Raw genomic sequence first — 14932 nt, forward strand, 5'->3', positions numbered from 1 at the left:
GCGGGTGGCCGCATGCGGCCTCGGCGGAGTAGACTCGCCTATTCCTATTTCCCCGCCGTGAAGCCCGAGATGCTCGAACAGTACGTCAAGAAGATCCTCACCTCGCGCGTCTACGACGTCGCCGTGGAAACGCCACTGCAACCGGCCCGCCAGCTCTCCGAGCGGCTGGGCAACCAGGTTCTGCTCAAGCGCGAAGACCTGCAGCCGGTGTTCTCCTTCAAGATTCGCGGCGCCTACAACAAGGTGGCGCAGCTCTCGCCCGAGGAGCAGGCGCGCGGCGTGGTCACCGCGTCGGCCGGCAACCATGCCCAGGGCCTGGCGCTGGCAGCGAAGGAGCTGGGGATCAAGGCGACCATCGTGATGCCGCGCACCACCCCCGAGCTGAAGGTCCAGGGCGTGCGCGCCCGCGGTGGCAAGGTGGTGCTGCATGGCGACGCCTTCCCCGAGGCGCTGGCGCATTCGCTGAAGCTGGTGGAGGAAAAGGGTCTCGTCTATATCCACCCCTACGACGACCCGGACGTGATCGCCGGCCAGGGGACCGTGGCCATGGAAATTCTCCGCCAGCATCCCGGCCAGTTGGACGCCATCTTCGTACCCGTGGGCGGCGGCGGCCTGATCGCCGGCATCGCGGCCTACGTGAAGTACCTGCGCCCGGACGTGAAGGTGATCGGCGTCGAGCCGGACGACTCCAACTGCCTGCAACAGGCCATGGCTGCCGGCGAGCGGGTGGTGCTGCCACAGGTCGGGCTGTTCGCCGACGGCGTGGCGGTGGCGCAGATCGGCCAGCATACCTTCGACATCTGCAAGCATTACGTGGACGAGGTGATTACCGTCAGCACCGACGAAATCTGTGCGGCGATCAAGGATATCTACGACGACACCCGTTCGATCACCGAGCCGGCCGGCGCCCTGGCGGTGGCGGGTATCAAGAAATACGTGGAATGCACCGGCGTGGCGGGCCAGGTGCTGGTGGGCATCGACTCCGGCGCCAACGTCAACTTCGACCGCCTGCGCCACGTGGCCGAGCGTGCCGAGCTGGGCGAAAAGCGCGAGGCGATCATCGCCGTGACCATCCCGGAGCAGCCGGGCAGCTTCAAGGCGTTCTGCGAGGCCATCGGCAAGCGGCAGATCACCGAATTCAACTACCGCTACCACACCGACCGCGAAGCGCACATCTTCGTCGGCGTGCAGACTCACCCGGAGAGCGATCCGCGGGCGGCACTGGTCGCCAGCCTGCGCGAGCAGGGCTTCCCGGTGCTTGACCTGACCGACAACGAGCTGGCCAAGCTGCACATCCGCCATATGGTCGGCGGACATGCGGCGGGCGTTAGTGACGAGCTGGTATTCCGCTTCGAATTCCCCGAGCGGCCCGGTGCGCTGTTCAACTTCCTCAACAAGCTCGGCGGGCGCTGGAACATCTCCATGTTCCACTACCGCAACCACGGTGCCGCCGACGGTCGCGTGGTGGCCGGTTTGCAAGTGCCGACGGAGGAGCGCCACCTGATCCCCGCTGCGCTGGAGGAGATCGGCTACCCCTTCTGGGACGAGAGCGACAACCCGGCCTACCGGCTGTTCCTTGGCTGAGGCTGGAACCGCACGGATGCGCATCCTGCTGGTCGGGGCCAGTGGCTTCATCGGCAGGCGGCTGCTGGAGGCGCTGCGTAGCGCAGGGCACCAGGTGGTGGCCACGGCACGCCGGCCACGGGCCGACGCTTTTCCCGACGTCGAATGGCGAGCGCTCGACCTGGCCCGCCTGTCCGAAGATTCGACGCATTTTCCCTGGCCGGCAGGCGTCGAGCTGGTGATCAACGCGGCGGGCATCCTCGGCAGCGACGCCGCCGAGTTGGCCCGGGTGCAGGACAGCGGCGCGCGGTGCCTGTTCGATCTGGCCGCCGCCCACTGCGCGCGGGTGTTGCAGTTCTCTGCCCTCGGCGCGGGCGAGCAGCCCGACATTCCCTTCCTGGCCAGCAAGGCGGCCGCCGATGCCTATCTTCTCGGCCTCGGCATTCCCGCCGTGGTGCTGCGCCCATCGCTGGTGCTGGGCGAGGGCGGCGCCAGCAGCGGCTGGTTTTCCCGTTTGTCGCCCTGGCCACTGATTCCGCTGCTGGACACCCGTGCCCGAGTCCAGCCGCTGCACGTGGATGACTTGGTGGGTGCGGTCCTGGCGTTGCTGCGTTGCTGGCCGGAACAACCCATGGTGTTGCCGCTGGTGGGCCCGGAACCCATGACCCAACCGCAACTGATCGACCGTCTGCGCGCCGCTCAGGGCTGGGGGCCGGCGCGCTACCTGCGCGTTCCGGCAGCCCTGGCAGCCATCGGTGCGCGAGTGGGCGCGCTGCTTGGCTGGCGCGCGCTGAACCCGCAGACCGTCCGGCTGGCCCGGCGCGACAACCTGGCGTCGGCGGAGTCCCTTGAACAAGCCTGCGGTTTCCGTGCCGCATCGCTGACGGACCGCCTGCACGGCTGGCCGAACCCGCTCGTCAGTGTCACTGCGGCGCTGCGACCGTTGTTGCTGGCGAGTCTGGTGCTGGTCTGGCTGGGCACGGCGCTGGTCTGCCTCGGGCCCGGTTATGGCTGGGGGCTGCGGCTGATGGGCGAGGCCGGGGTCAGTGGCTGGCTGGCGAGCCTGGCGGTGATCGGCGGAGCCCTGCTGGATGGCCTGTTGGGTGTCGGCCTGTTGCTGCCGCGTTGGCGTCGTTGGGCCCTGCGCGGACAATTGGCGCTGATGCTTGGTTACATGCTGCTGATCAGCCTGCTGCTGCCGCACTACTGGTTCGACCCCTACGGGGCGGTACTGAAGAACCTCGTGCTCATGGTGGCCACGCTTTGGCTGCTTTGGACCGAGTCTGCTGGCGAGAAGATAAGGCGATGAGTGCCTACCTGATTCTGAAGACGTTGCACATCCTGTCCTCCACCCTGCTGTTCGGCACCGGGCTTGGTTCGGCCTACTACGCGCTGCGCGCCTGGCTGAGCGGGCGCGTCGAGGTGATCGCGGTGACCTTCCGCCATCTGGTCACCGCCGACTGGCTGTTCATCGCCACCACCGCGGTGTTCCAGCCCCTCAGCGGCCTCGGCCTGGTGCATTTGGCCGGCTGGCCGCTGACCCAGCCTTGGCTGCTGTGGAGCCTGGGGTTCTACGTACTGGCTGGGCTCTGCTGGCTGCCGGTGGTCTGGCTGCAGATCCGCGTGCGCGACATGGCCTGCGAAGCCCTGGAGAACGGCACACCGCTGCCACCGCTGGCGCACCGCTATATGCGCCTCTGGTTCATCCTCGGCTGGCCGGCGTTCATCGCCTTCGTCATGATCTTCTTCCTGATGGTAGGGAAGGGCATGTAGGGGCATGAGACTCCCAGGGCAAAAAAGCCGATGGTTCCCACGCTCCCGCGTGGGAACCCCTGCCAGGGTGCTCCGCGTCCCGCTCGCTGCAAACGGACGCGGAGCGTCCGAGGCTGCATTCCCTCGCGGAGCGTGGGAACGATCTCAAACCCCTGACATAGCCGCGCCCGGTCGGTGCGTGCCGTCATCGGTTCGCTGTCCTGTTCGAAGGGCAGAGTCGGTGTACATCGCGGTCCAGGCGCTCGACGCGGAAGTAGTAGCGCCTGGGTGTGCCAGCGCTCCGCCCGTTTCCCCGGCGCCCGCTGGCGGACCGGCAGGCTCATGGCCGCGTTCCTATCAGCGCAGGGAAATTACCGGCCAGCCGCGTTTTTCCGCCTCGGCGCGCAGGATCGGGTCCGGATCGACCGCCACCGGATGGCTGACCCGCTCCAGCAACGGCAGGTCGTTGCGCGAGTCGCTGTAGAAGTAACTGCCCTCCAGGCTCAGGCCAGTTTCGCCGAGCCAGCGCTCCAGACGGGTGACCTTGCCTTCCTGGTAGCAGGGCACGTCGGTGGTGCGACCGGTGTAGCGGCCATCCTGCATCTCGCATTCGGTGGCGAGCAGGGTCTCGACGCCCAGGCGCGCGGCGATCGGCCCGGTGACGAAGCGGTTGGTGGCGGTGATGATCACCAGCCTGTCGCCGGCGGCGCGGTGTTTTTCCAGCAGCGCTTCGCCCTTGGCGAGGATGATCGGTTCGATGCAGTCACGCATGAACTCTCGGTGCCACTGCTCGAGCTGGGCCATCTCGGTGCGGCCGAGAATTTCCAGGCAGAAATTCAGGTAGTCGCGGATGTTCAGGTGGCCGGCGAGGTAGTCCTGATAGAAGGCATCGTTGCGCGCTTTGTAGGCCACGCCGTCGAGAATGCCGCGCTCGCACAGGTAGTCGCCCCAGGCATGGTCGCTGTCGCCGGCCAGCAGGGTATTGTCGAGATCGAACAGAGCCAAACGCACGGGTGATATCTCTTGCTGGGTATAAAAGGAGGGCGGCTAGAGTAGCCCCTTTTCGCCGGCATGCCCATTGCGCCAGCCCTTGCGTTGCTGCTCTTACAGGCTTTGTGGAACAATGCCGAAACATGCGTTTACGAGGTTGACAGCCGTGATCGATCCTGATGGTTTTCGCCCGAATGTCGGCATCATCCTGACCAATGATGTGGGGCAGGTGCTCTGGGCGCGGCGCATCAATCAGGATGCCTGGCAATTTCCGCAGGGAGGCATCAATGCTGCCGAGACACCTGAAGAAGCGCTGTATCGCGAATTGAACGAAGAAATCGGTCTCGAGCAGCAAGATGTGCAAATTCTTGCCTGCACCCGGGGCTGGTTGCGTTATCGTCTGCCTCAGCGCCTGGTGCGCACCCACAGCCAGCCGCTGTGCATCGGTCAGAAGCAGAAGTGGTTCCTGTTGCGTCTGTTGTCCGACGAACAGCGGGTGCGGATGGACGTGACCGGCAAACCGGAATTCGACGGTTGGCGCTGGGTCAGTTACTGGTACCCGCTGGGCCAGGTGGTGACCTTCAAGCGCGAAGTCTACCGAAGAGCCCTGAAAGAACTTGCCCCGCGCCTGCCGGCGCGCGATTGACGGACCCCGAGCATGCTCAACACGCTGCGTAAGATCGTCCAGGAAGTAAACGCCGCCAAGGATCTCAAGACGGCGCTGGCGATCATCGTGCAGCGGGTCAAGGAGGCCATGGGCAGCCAGGTGTGCTCGGTCTACCTGCTCGATCCCGAATCCAACCGTTTCGTACTGATGGCCACCGAGGGCCTGAACAAGCGCTCCATCGGCCGCGTCAGCATGGCGCCCAACGAAGGCCTGGTGGGCCTGGTGGGTACCCGCGAGGAGCCGCTCAACCTCGAGAACGCCGCCGACCACCCCCGTTATCGCTACTTCGCCGAGACCGGCGAGGAGCGTTATGCCTCCTTTCTCGGCGCGCCGATCATCCACCATCGTCGGGTGATGGGCGTGCTGGTGGTGCAGCAGAAGGAGCGCCGCCAGTTCGACGAAGGCGAGGAAGCCTTCCTGGTCACCATGAGCGCCCAGCTCGCCGGGGTCATTGCCCATGCCGAGGCCACCGGCTCCATCCGTGGCCTGGGCCGGCAGGGCAAGGGCATCCAGGAGGCTCGCTTCGTCGGCGTGCCCGGTGCGCCCGGCGCCGCCGTCGGCACCGCGCTGGTGGTGCTGCCGCCGGCCGACCTGGAAGTGGTACCGGACAAGACCGTCGATGACATCGAGGCCGAGGTCGAGCGCTTCAAGCAGGCGCTGGAGGGGGTTCGCGAAGATATGCGGACGCTGTCCGCCAAGCTCGCCACCCAGTTACGCCCGGAAGAGCGGGCACTGTTCGACGTCTATCTGATGATGCTCGACGACGCCTCCATCGGCCTCGAGGTCAAGCGCATCATCCGCACCGGGCAGTGGGCCCAGGGTGCGTTGCGGCATGTGGTCATGGAGCACGTCAAGCGCTTCGAGCTGATGGACGACGCCTACCTGCGCGAGCGCGCGGCGGACGTCAAGGACCTCGGCCGCCGCCTGCTCGCCTACCTGCAGCAGGAGCGCAAACAGAATCTGGTCTACCCGGACAACACCATCCTGGTCAGCGAGGAACTGTCGCCGTCGATGCTCGGCGAGGTGCCGGAAGGCAAGTTGGTCGGTTTGGTCTCGGTGCTCGGCTCGGGTAACTCCCACGTCGCGATCCTCGCCCGTGCCATGGGCATTCCCACGGTCATGGGCGTGGTCGACCTGCCGTATTCCAAGCTAGACGGCATCGAGCTGATCGTCGACGGCTACCATGGCGAGGTCTATACCAACCCCAGCGAGCTGCTGCGCAAGCAATACGCCGAGGTGGTCGAGGAAGAACGCCAACTGGCCCAGGGCCTCGCCGCCCTGCGCGCGCTGCCGTGCGAGACGCTGGACGGCCACCGCATGCCGCTGTGGGTCAATACCGGCTTGCTCGCCGACGTGGCGCGTGCCCAGGAGCGCGGGGCCGAGGGCGTCGGCCTGTACCGTACCGAAGTGCCGTTCATGATCAACGAGCGCTTCCCCAGCGAAAAGGAGCAGTTGGCGATCTACCGCGAGCAGCTCGCCGCTTTCCACCCGCTGCCGGTGACCATGCGCACCCTGGACATCGGCGGCGACAAGGCCCTGTCCTATTTCCCGATCAAGGAAGAAAACCCCTTCCTCGGCTGGCGCGGTATCCGCGTGACCCTCGATCACCCGGAAATCTTCCTGGTCCAGGTGCGCGCCATGCTCAAGGCTAGCGAGGGCCTGGATAACCTGCGTATCCTGCTGCCGATGATTTCCGGCACCCAGGAGCTGGAGGAAGCGCTGCACCTGATCCACCGTGCCTGGGGCGAAGTGCGTGACGAGGGAGTGGACATCCCCATGCCGCCGGTGGGTGTGATGATCGAGATTCCCGCCGCCGTCTACCAGACCCGCGAACTGGCGCGCCAAGTGGACTTCCTGTCGGTCGGCTCCAACGACCTGACCCAATACCTGCTGGCGGTGGACCGCAACAACCCGCGGGTCGCCGATCTCTACGATTACCTGCACCCGGCGGTGCTGCAGGCGCTGAGGAAGGTGGTGGATGATTGCCACCTCGAAGGCAAGCCGGTGAGCATCTGCGGCGAGATGGCCGGTGACCCGTCGGCGGCGGTGCTGCTGATGGCCATGGGTTTCGACAGCCTGTCGATGAACGCCACCAACCTGCCCAAGGTGAAGTGGCTGCTGCGCCAGATCACCCTGGGCAAGGCGCGCGAGCTGCTCGCCCAGTTGATGAACATCGACAACCCGCAGGTGATCCACAGCTCCCTGCACCTGGCCCTGCGCAACCTGGGCCTCGGCCGGGTGATCAACCCCGCCGCCACTATTCAGGTTTGAGCGCTCCGTCGCGTCCGGCGACGGAGGTTCAGACGAGCGTCCTTCCCTGCGCATCCACCCGCAAACTCACTTCGCCCAAATGCCCGCCATGGGGCCCGTAGCTGCGCTCGACGATATGCCGCACGCCATCGGCCTGCATGATCAACGCCGTGCTGGCGCGGGTGCCGTAGTTGGCCGTGGCGATGAAGATGCTCGACAGCAGGCGCTCGGTGTTCAGGCCGATGCCGGTGTCGGGCAGGATGGCGTCGTCGGCCTGCTCGGCGTCGTGCAGCAGGTTGAGCAGCGCCTCCGGACGCGGTTCGCCCAGGCAGTGGTGCAACACCGCCTTGGCCTGCTGCACCTTGGGCCAGGGTGTGTCCAGATCGGCGTTGGACAACCCGTACAGGCCCGCTGGCAGGCAGCGGGCACTGCCGGTGCGGGAGTTGAAATGCCAGAGCTCGCGATCGTCGCCGAGAATCAGGTTGAACACCGAATAATCGTTGGCCCGTTCCGCCACGTCGGCGACGAAGGCCTCCGGGGACAAGTCGCCGCGCAGGTACTGTACCGGCAGTTCGCCGCGCGACCGACCGCGCGGCGGCTGGCGCGGATCGCGGATGTTGGTCAGCGCGGCGAAGCGGCCGCCGGGCGCGATACCCAGCCAGGTACCGCCGGCTTCCAGGTCGCGGCCCGCATAGAGCGAGGGGGACTCTTCCCAGGCCGCCAGCGGCAAGGCCGGGCGGGCGTAGAACTCGTCGCGGTTGGCGGCCAGCACCAGGGGTACGGCGTGACCGGGGCGCCAGGCGAAGGCGATCAGACACATAGCGACTCCTCCGTGAACAACGGCAATTCATGAGACCAGACGGGCTGCCGAGTGCCATGCCGATCCGAACTCGGCATGTGTGCCACAGCCTAGCCCGATTCGAGGGAAGCGCGCTGCCCCTTCGGTGTGTTCTTTGGGCTGGTTCTGGTGCGAATGGTGAAATCAGGCGATGAATGTCCGCATGGCAATACCCCGTCGAAAAAAGTCGGCGCGGGTGACGCGGCCGGCGGTGGAGGGGAAGGCGATGCTTCCGTTACCATGCCGCTTTGCTTTTTCGGGGGTAGCCATGGAATTCCTGCTCTACCTGGTGCTGGGGGCGGCGGCCGGCATACTGGCGGGCCTGTTCGGCGTCGGTGGCGGCATCATCATCGTGCCGGTGCTGGTATTCAGCTTCACCGCCCAGGGCTTCGATCCGTCGGTGCTGACCCACCTGGCGGTCGGCACTTCCCTGGCGACCATCGTCTTCACCTCGATCAACTCGGTACTGGAGCACCAGCGCAAGGGTGCGGTGCGCTGGCCGATCTTCGCCTGGATGACCCTCGGCATCCTGCTCGGCGCGGCGCTCGGCTCGCTGACCGCGGCGGCCATCCAGGGCCCGATGTTGCAGAAGATCATCGGCGTGTTCGCCATCGTCATCTCGATTCAGATGGGCCTTGACCTCAGACCCAAGGCCAGCCGCGACGTGCCCGGAAAGGTCGGCCTGACCGCCGCCGGCGGGGTGATCGGCTGGGCGTCGGCGATCTTCGGTATCGGCGGCGGCTCGCTGACCGTGCCGTTCCTGACCTGGCGCAGCGTGCCCATGCAGCAGGCGGTGGCCACCTCGTCGGCCACCGGATTGCCCATCGCCGTGGCCAGCGCGCTGAGCTTCATGGTGCTCGGCTGGCACGACGAGCACCTGCCGGAATGGAGCCTGGGTTTCGTCTACCTGCCAGCGATGGTCGGCATTGCCCTCACCAGCATGTTCTTCGCCCGTTTCGGCGCGCGCCTGGCACACAAGCTGTCGCCGCGCGTGCTCAAGCGCCTGTTCGCACTGTTGCTGCTGTGCGTGGGCGTGAGCTTTCTTGTTTAAGGAGTTCCGATGCTGCCCTATCCCCAGATTGATCCGGTGGCCATTGCCCTCGGACCGGTAAAAATCCACTGGTACGGCCTGATGTACCTGATCGGCATCGGCGGCGCCTGGTGGCTGGCCGCCCGGCGCCTGGAACGCTTCGACCCGGCCTGGAGCCGGGAGAAACTCTCCGATCTGGTTTTCTGGGTAGCGCTCGGGGTGATCCTCGGCGGACGCCTGGGCTATGTGTTGTTCTACGACCTGCCGGCCTATATCGCCCAGCCGAGCCTGATCTTGCAGGTGTGGAAGGGCGGCATGTCGTTCCACGGCGGCTTGATCGGCGTAATGCTGTCCACCTGGTGGTTCGGCCGGCGCAACGGCAAGAGCTTCTTCGAACTGATGGACTTCATCGCGCCGCTGGTGCCGATCGGCCTGGGCGCCGGGCGGATCGGCAACTTCATCAATGCCGAGCTGTGGGGCAAGGCCACCGACCTGCCTTGGGCGATGATCTTCCCCACCGACCCGCAGCAACTGCCGCGCCATCCTTCCCAGCTCTACCAATTCGCCCTGGAGGGGGTGGCGCTGTTCTGCATCCTCTGGTTCTACTCGCGCAAGCCCCGGCCGACCATGGCCGTTTCCGGCATGTTCGCCCTCTGCTACGGCATCTTCCGCTTCATCGTCGAGTTCGTCCGGGTCCCGGATGCGCAGCTCGGCTACCTCGCCTTCGGCTGGCTGACCATGGGGCAGGTGCTTTGCCTGCCTATGATCCTTGGCGGACTCGGCCTGATCGCCTGGGCCTACAAGCGCCAGGCACGCTGACCCGGTTCCGGCTGCCCTCACCTCGGGCGCAGCCGGGCAACATCCTCCGCTTTTACCTTCACCTGCGGATTGCCGAAGCGTTCGAACAGGTAATTGGCCAGCGAGGCGATCTGGGCGTCGTCCAGGCTGTCATGAAAGGCCGGCATGAAGGCGGCGTTGCGGCTGGTTTCGTCGCCACGGGATACGCCATTGAGGATCACCTGAAGCAGGTTGGTGGCGCTCTGCGCACCGAGCACGGTGTTGCCCATCAGCGCCGGGTAGAAACCGTCCGCAGCGCCTTCGCCGCTCCATTGGTGGCAACTGGCGCAGTTGCCGAGAAACAACCGGGCACCCTCGTGTTGCGGGTCGGGCCCTGCCTGGCCGGGTTGGCGCACGGGCGTGCCCCGCAGCTTCACCACGTCGTTCGCCGGTGCCCCATATTCGTAGCGGGCCTTGGGGCGGCCGTCGTCGACAGGCGGAACGCTGCGCAGGTAGTCGACGATGGCCCGCAGGTCTTCGTCTTTCAGGTAGCGGAAGCTGTGCTGCACCGCCTCGCCCATGGGCCCGGCGGCCTGGGCCTTGCCGGGCGTCGAGCCGGTCCTGAGGTAGCGGAGCAGTTCCTCGTCGCTCCAGCCGCCGATGCCGGCCTTCGGGTGCGAGGTGATGTTGTAGGCATCCCAGCCGCCCAGGCTGCCGCCGGCGAGGAAGCCCTCCTGGCGCTCGTCCAGGGCGACCTCCTGAAAGGCGAACCCGCGTGGCGTGTGACAGGTGCCGCAGTGGGCCAGGGCCTGGACCAGATAGGCACCGCGGTTCCAGCGCTCGCTCTTGTCCGTGCGCGGCTCGAAGCGCTTCTCGTCGAGGAACAGCCAGTTCCAGACCACCAGCGGCCAGCGCATGTCCAGCGGCCAGGGGATATCGCTTTCACGGCTTTCCCGGGCGATGGCATCCACGCCGCCCTGGAGGAAATAGGTGTAGAGCGCGCGCACGTCGTCTTCGCTCAGCTTCGCGTAGGACGGATAGGGCATTGCCGGATAAAGGCGCCGGCCGCCCTTGGCGATGCCCTGGCGCACGGCACGGTCGAAATCCTCGAAACTGTAGTTGCCGATGCCGGTCTTCGGGTCCGGAGTGATGTTGGTGGAATAGACCGCGCCCAGCGGCGTCGCCAGACCCACGCCACCGGCGAAGGGGGCGTTCGGGCTGGCCGTGTGGCAGGCGGCGCAGTCCGCGGCACGCGCCAGGTATTCGCCGCGGCTGAACAGCCGCGAATCGGCCTGGGACGCCAGCTCATCCTCGGCGGAGAGCCGTGGGGCGGCCCCGCCGGGAAAGGCCAATATCCACAACAGGAAGAAAAAAACGGGGCGGCACATCCTCAGACCTCCCCCTTGAGCGATTCCGCGAGGCGCAGGGAAAGGGCGGCAATGGTCAGGCTGATGTTGACGGTACCGACGGTGGGCATCACCGAGCCGCCGACGATGAACAGGTTGGGGTGGTCGTGGCTGCGGCAACCGGCGTCCACCACCGAGGTGGCCGGATCGTCGCCCATCAGCGTGGTGCCGGCGATGTGGTTGTTGTTCGCGTAGTCGTCGTGGAAACGCACCTCGCCGCCGCCGAGCGCCTGTGCGGCGGCGGCATAGACCTCCCGGGTATGGGCGGCGCTGCGGCGCACATAATCGTCCAGGGCGTAGGTGAACTCCGGCTTGGGAATGCCCAGGGCATCCTTCTCCGTGGCGCTGGGCACGATGCGGTTTTCCGGGCGCGGCAGGATTTCGTGGAAACTGTCCAGGCGCACGAAGCGCGCGGTGCGGTCGCGGATGCGATCCTCCAATGCCTTTCCGAAACGCAGCGGGCCGTTGCGCAGTTCGCCGAGGGTCACTTCGTCGAGGCGGCTGAGATTGGAGGGATGGATCTTCTTGGCGGCGAACTCGCTGCGGAAGGGACCGTCGCGGAAGTCCACCAGGGAGGTCATTTCCTGGGGGCCGCGTCCTGCCCAGAGCGGTTCGTCGGCGAAGAAACTGACGCCGGTGCCGGGGTGGTCCATCAGGTTGCGGCCGACCAGCCCCGAGCGGTTGCCGACCCCTGCCATCAGCATCAGCTTGGCGGTCTCCACGCCATTGGCCGCGAGCACGAAGACCTTGCCTTCGACCCGGTGCTCGGCGCCGGCAGGGTCCTTGTAGAGCGCGGCACGGATGCGCTGTTTGTCGTCGTGCTCCAGACCGTGGACGACGGCATTGGCGATCAGCCGGGCGCCGGCCTTTTCCGCCTTTTCCACATGCATGATGCCGTTGTACATGGCCCCAATCGGACACAGCGGCATGCAGTTGTTATTGCCGCAGCAGGTTGGACGCTCGTCGTAGGGTCGGCTGTTGCGCGCCACCGGCTCGGTGACGACGCGAAAACCATGGGCGTTGAGCACCTCCTTGATGCGCCGGTCGTTGTACGACAGCGGCAATGGCTCCATGGGGTAAGGGCCGGAGCGCGGCGAGCCGAGGTCCTCGTCGTTCGGCCCCCAGACGCCCATCTCTGCTTCGGCCTGGGCATACCAGGGCTCGAGGTCTTCGTAGCCGATCGGCCAGTCCAGCCCCACGCCATACAGGCTTTTCAGCTTGAAATCGCTGGGCAGGAAGCGCCAGGTCGCCGCCGCCCAGTGCCAGGTGGTACCGCCGACCAGGCGCAGGTACTGGACGTTGTACGGATGGTCTCCCTTCTGGATCAGGTAGCCGTTGTTCACGTGGGTCATGGGGTGCGGCGCATGTTCCGTGGACGGATAGGGCGCCTGGAAGTCGGTCTTGTCCGGCTGGTTGCGAAAGCGCTCGAGAATTTCCCAGCGGCTCAGTCGGGGGCCGGCTTCCAGCAACAACACATCCTTGCCGGACTCGGCCAGGCGATGGGCGATCATGCCGCCGGCCAGCCCGGCGCCGATCACCACATAGTCGGCGTAATCGCTGTCGGCCATGGCTCAGGTCTCCTGGCCGGGCAGCGTCGCCCAGTCGCCGGGACGGGTCGCGCAATAAGTACGGGGTTTCAGCACGTCGGCCACCAGCCCGTGCATCAGTGCCAGCTCATAGCTGACCAGCACCGTCTGGCCGGGGTCGCCGATATAGCCCAGGTACCAGCCGCTGAGCAGGTCGCGGGTCATCCGCTGCAGCGGATCGCTCCACTGCGACGGGTCCTGCTCCAGGCTGCCGGCCAATTGCCCCAGCAGGTCGGGGAACTCCGGATATCGTTGGGCGAGGATGTCGCGGATGCGTTTACCGATGACTTCTTCCAGCGCCTCGCGCCCGGTAAGCCGCCGCGACACCCGCATCAGCGTCTCCAGTGTCTCGTCCCGTGGCGCCGCGTTGAGCGGCCAGGGGGCCGACAAGGCACAGCCGGCGGTGCCGGCGCAGAACGCGCCGAGCAGTCGGCGCCGGGTCAGGAACGCAGCGGACAGCGGGTTGGGTGACATAGGGCTCCTCGTAACGATGACTGAATCACGTCATGCGAGCGAACACCTATACCTGACCACCGGCTATCGCCTCGGTTCAGCTTGGGGTGTTAAGGCCGGGGTTGTTACCACGAGCCATAGGGCACGCCGAACTTCTCTACGTAGGCCTTGGAGATATCGCTGAGCGGGCGATACCGTCCTCCCGAACGCCCCAGATACGGCCCACGCGGATCGACCTTGCCCACGACACGGGTGACTTCGATGGGGGCTGTGCACTGACCCCGGATCCAGACTTTGGCGATACCTCCCGGTGCGAGCCCTATGGTTAGGAAATCGCGGTAATCGGTGATCCACTTGCCATCCAGGTTGCAGTAGGACCTTTCAGGCTTGAGCATAAGCTGCCGTGCCTCCTCGGGTATCTCGATATAGGCCTCGTAAGTCTGCGGTTCCACCAGGGATTGCCAGTTCACATAGATCACACGGGGTAGGTCGGCACCGATGACGAGTTTGCCTGCCCCGATACCTGGCCGTTTCGGCCAGCCTTTGGGATTGCCGCGGTTGTCCGGCGGTGTCTGGATCGCCGCGGTGCCACTCATCGCTTGGCGGAATACACGGCCTTGGATGTCCGTTACATCGGCGGTCTCGATCCAGACCTCCATGTAGTCAGGTGAGAACAGGCCTAAAAACCAAGCGTCATAGGGTAGCGGGTGGCCACGGCCGTTGGCGCAACCGGCGAGCATACTCAGCAGCGACAGCAAACAGGCATTGAGCAGGCGACGGGTCTTATTCATTGGGGTAGATCACTCGCTGGTGGTGCCGGCTGGTCGATAACCAGCTAGTCGTCACCATGAGCCATAGGGCACGCCAAATTTCTCGATGTAAGCCTTGGATTCCTCGGACAGCTCGTCATACACCGGCGACTCACCTAGCCATGGCCCACGCGGATCGACCTTGCCCACGACGCGGGTGACTTCGATGGGGGCGAGGCAGGGGGCTTGCAGCCAGACTTTGGCGATCCCCCCCGGCGCTAGGCCGATGGTCAGGAAGTTGCGGTAACCGGTGATCCACTTGCCATCCAGGTTGCAGTAGGCTTTTTCCGGCTTGAGCATGAGTTGTTGCGCTTCCTCGGGTATCTCGATATAGACCTCGTAGGCCTGTGGCTCCACCAGGGATTGCCAATTCACGTAGATCACACGGGGCAGGTCAGCACCAAGGACGTGCTTGCCTTTACCGCCGCCGGGGCTCTTTGGCCAGCCCTTGGGATTACCTTTGAATCGCGATGGAATGCCTTGGCTGAACGCCGTTGGATAGCCCATCGAGACCGTGCCTCCCATCACGCCCAGAAAACCACGGTTTTTGATGTCTACGACTTCGACGGTCTCGACCCAGACCTCCATGTAGTCAGGTGAGAAGAGGCCTAAAAACCAAGAATCGTAGGGTAGTGAGTGACCACGACTGCTGGCGCAACCGGCGAGCACACTCAGCAGCGACAGCAAACAGGCATTGAGCAGGAAGCGGGTCTTATTCATTGGGGTAGATCACTCGCTGATGGTTGTCGGCCGGGCGGTTGACGAAGACCGTATCCAGGTCGCTGCCATTCCGGCCCACGGCTGCATTCCA

15 protein-coding genes are annotated in these 14932 nt (G+C 65.6%); 7 read left to right on the top strand and 8 right to left on the bottom strand.

Annotated elements, in window-relative coordinates:
• Window positions 1-69 precede the first annotated feature (69 nt).
• Genes ilvA through BZL41_RS18970 form a run of 3 tightly spaced genes read left to right on the top strand, consistent with a single transcriptional unit; the run spans window position 70 to window position 3336 of the window.
• Window positions 70-1584 (top strand): threonine ammonia-lyase, biosynthetic, encoded by a 1515-nt coding sequence (ilvA, locus tag BZL41_RS18960; protein ID WP_095600740.1) that lies wholly within the window; start codon window positions 70-72, stop codon window positions 1582-1584.
• Between the two features lie 16 nt (window positions 1585-1600).
• The gene (locus BZL41_RS18965) at window positions 1601-2872 is read left to right on the top strand and encodes an SDR family oxidoreductase (protein WP_095600741.1); all 1272 of its coding nucleotides are present in this window, start codon (window positions 1601-1603) and stop codon (window positions 2870-2872) included.
• A complete protein-coding gene (locus BZL41_RS18970; RefSeq protein WP_095600742.1) occupies window positions 2869-3336 on the top strand; it encodes a DUF2269 domain-containing protein in 468 nt (155 codons plus the stop codon). Before BZL41_RS18965 ends, BZL41_RS18970 begins: the two co-directional genes overlap by 4 nt.
• Window positions 3337-3672: 336 nt before the next feature.
• Here BZL41_RS18970 and BZL41_RS18975 read toward each other — a convergent pair whose 3' ends face one another.
• Window positions 3673-4326, bottom strand: coding sequence for an HAD family phosphatase (locus tag BZL41_RS18975; RefSeq protein WP_095600743.1), 654 nt, complete (start codon window positions 4324-4326; stop codon window positions 3673-3675).
• 145 nt (window positions 4327-4471) lie between these two features.
• Between BZL41_RS18975 and BZL41_RS18980 the strand changes: the two genes are divergently transcribed.
• Window positions 4472-4951, top strand: a complete 480-nt coding sequence (locus BZL41_RS18980; protein WP_095600744.1) for an RNA pyrophosphohydrolase — start codon at window positions 4472-4474, stop codon at window positions 4949-4951.
• Window positions 4952-4963: 12 nt separating this feature from the next.
• Window positions 4964-7243, top strand: a complete 2280-nt coding sequence (gene ptsP / locus BZL41_RS18985) for a phosphoenolpyruvate--protein phosphotransferase (RefSeq protein ID WP_095600745.1) — start codon at window positions 4964-4966, stop codon at window positions 7241-7243.
• A 28-nt stretch (window positions 7244-7271) separates the two neighbouring features.
• On the opposite strand, the gene BZL41_RS18990 is transcribed toward ptsP, so the two are convergent.
• Together BZL41_RS18990 and BZL41_RS29155 are read right to left on the bottom strand one after the other, a co-directional pair.
• Window positions 7272-8042, bottom strand: coding sequence for an NRDE family protein (locus BZL41_RS18990; RefSeq protein ID WP_095600746.1), 771 nt, complete (start codon window positions 8040-8042; stop codon window positions 7272-7274).
• 162 nt (window positions 8043-8204) lie between these two features.
• The gene (locus tag BZL41_RS29155) at window positions 8205-8330 is read right to left on the bottom strand and encodes a hypothetical protein (RefSeq protein ID WP_256578201.1); all 126 of its coding nucleotides are present in this window, start codon (window positions 8328-8330) and stop codon (window positions 8205-8207) included.
• On the opposite strand from BZL41_RS29155, the gene BZL41_RS18995 reads away from it, so the two are divergent.
• Window positions 8329-9111, top strand: coding sequence for a sulfite exporter TauE/SafE family protein (locus tag BZL41_RS18995; protein WP_095600747.1), 783 nt, complete (start codon window positions 8329-8331; stop codon window positions 9109-9111). The two genes, BZL41_RS29155 and BZL41_RS18995, sit on opposite strands and share 2 nt — an antisense overlap.
• A gap of 9 nt (window positions 9112-9120) precedes the next feature.
• Entirely contained in the window at window positions 9121-9909 is a 789-nt protein-coding gene (lgt, locus tag BZL41_RS19000; RefSeq protein ID WP_095600748.1) for a prolipoprotein diacylglyceryl transferase, read from the top strand.
• Window positions 9910-9926: 17 nt separating this feature from the next.
• Here the strand turns inward: lgt and BZL41_RS19005 are convergent, their stop codons facing one another.
• The 5 genes from BZL41_RS19005 to BZL41_RS19025 form a co-directional block, all read right to left on the bottom strand.
• The gene (locus BZL41_RS19005; protein WP_095600749.1) at window positions 9927-11255 is read right to left on the bottom strand and encodes a cytochrome c; all 1329 of its coding nucleotides are present in this window, start codon (window positions 11253-11255) and stop codon (window positions 9927-9929) included.
• A 2-nt stretch (window positions 11256-11257) separates the two neighbouring features.
• A complete protein-coding gene (locus tag BZL41_RS19010; RefSeq protein ID WP_095600750.1) occupies window positions 11258-12841 on the bottom strand; it encodes a GMC family oxidoreductase in 1584 nt (527 codons plus the stop codon).
• A 3-nt stretch (window positions 12842-12844) separates the two neighbouring features.
• Window positions 12845-13333, bottom strand: coding sequence for a sugar dehydrogenase complex small subunit (locus BZL41_RS19015; RefSeq protein WP_095600751.1), 489 nt, complete (start codon window positions 13331-13333; stop codon window positions 12845-12847).
• 104 nt (window positions 13334-13437) lie between these two features.
• A complete protein-coding gene (locus BZL41_RS19020) occupies window positions 13438-14103 on the bottom strand; it encodes a DUF2931 family protein (protein ID WP_095600752.1) in 666 nt (221 codons plus the stop codon).
• Between the two features lie 51 nt (window positions 14104-14154).
• The gene (locus BZL41_RS19025; RefSeq protein WP_095600753.1) at window positions 14155-14841 is read right to left on the bottom strand and encodes a DUF2931 family protein; all 687 of its coding nucleotides are present in this window, start codon (window positions 14839-14841) and stop codon (window positions 14155-14157) included.
• Window positions 14842-14932 lie beyond the last annotated feature (91 nt).

This window comes from Pseudomonas sp. PIC25 (assembly GCF_002286785.1).
Classification (GTDB): Bacteria; Pseudomonadota; Gammaproteobacteria; order Pseudomonadales; family Pseudomonadaceae; genus Pseudomonas_M.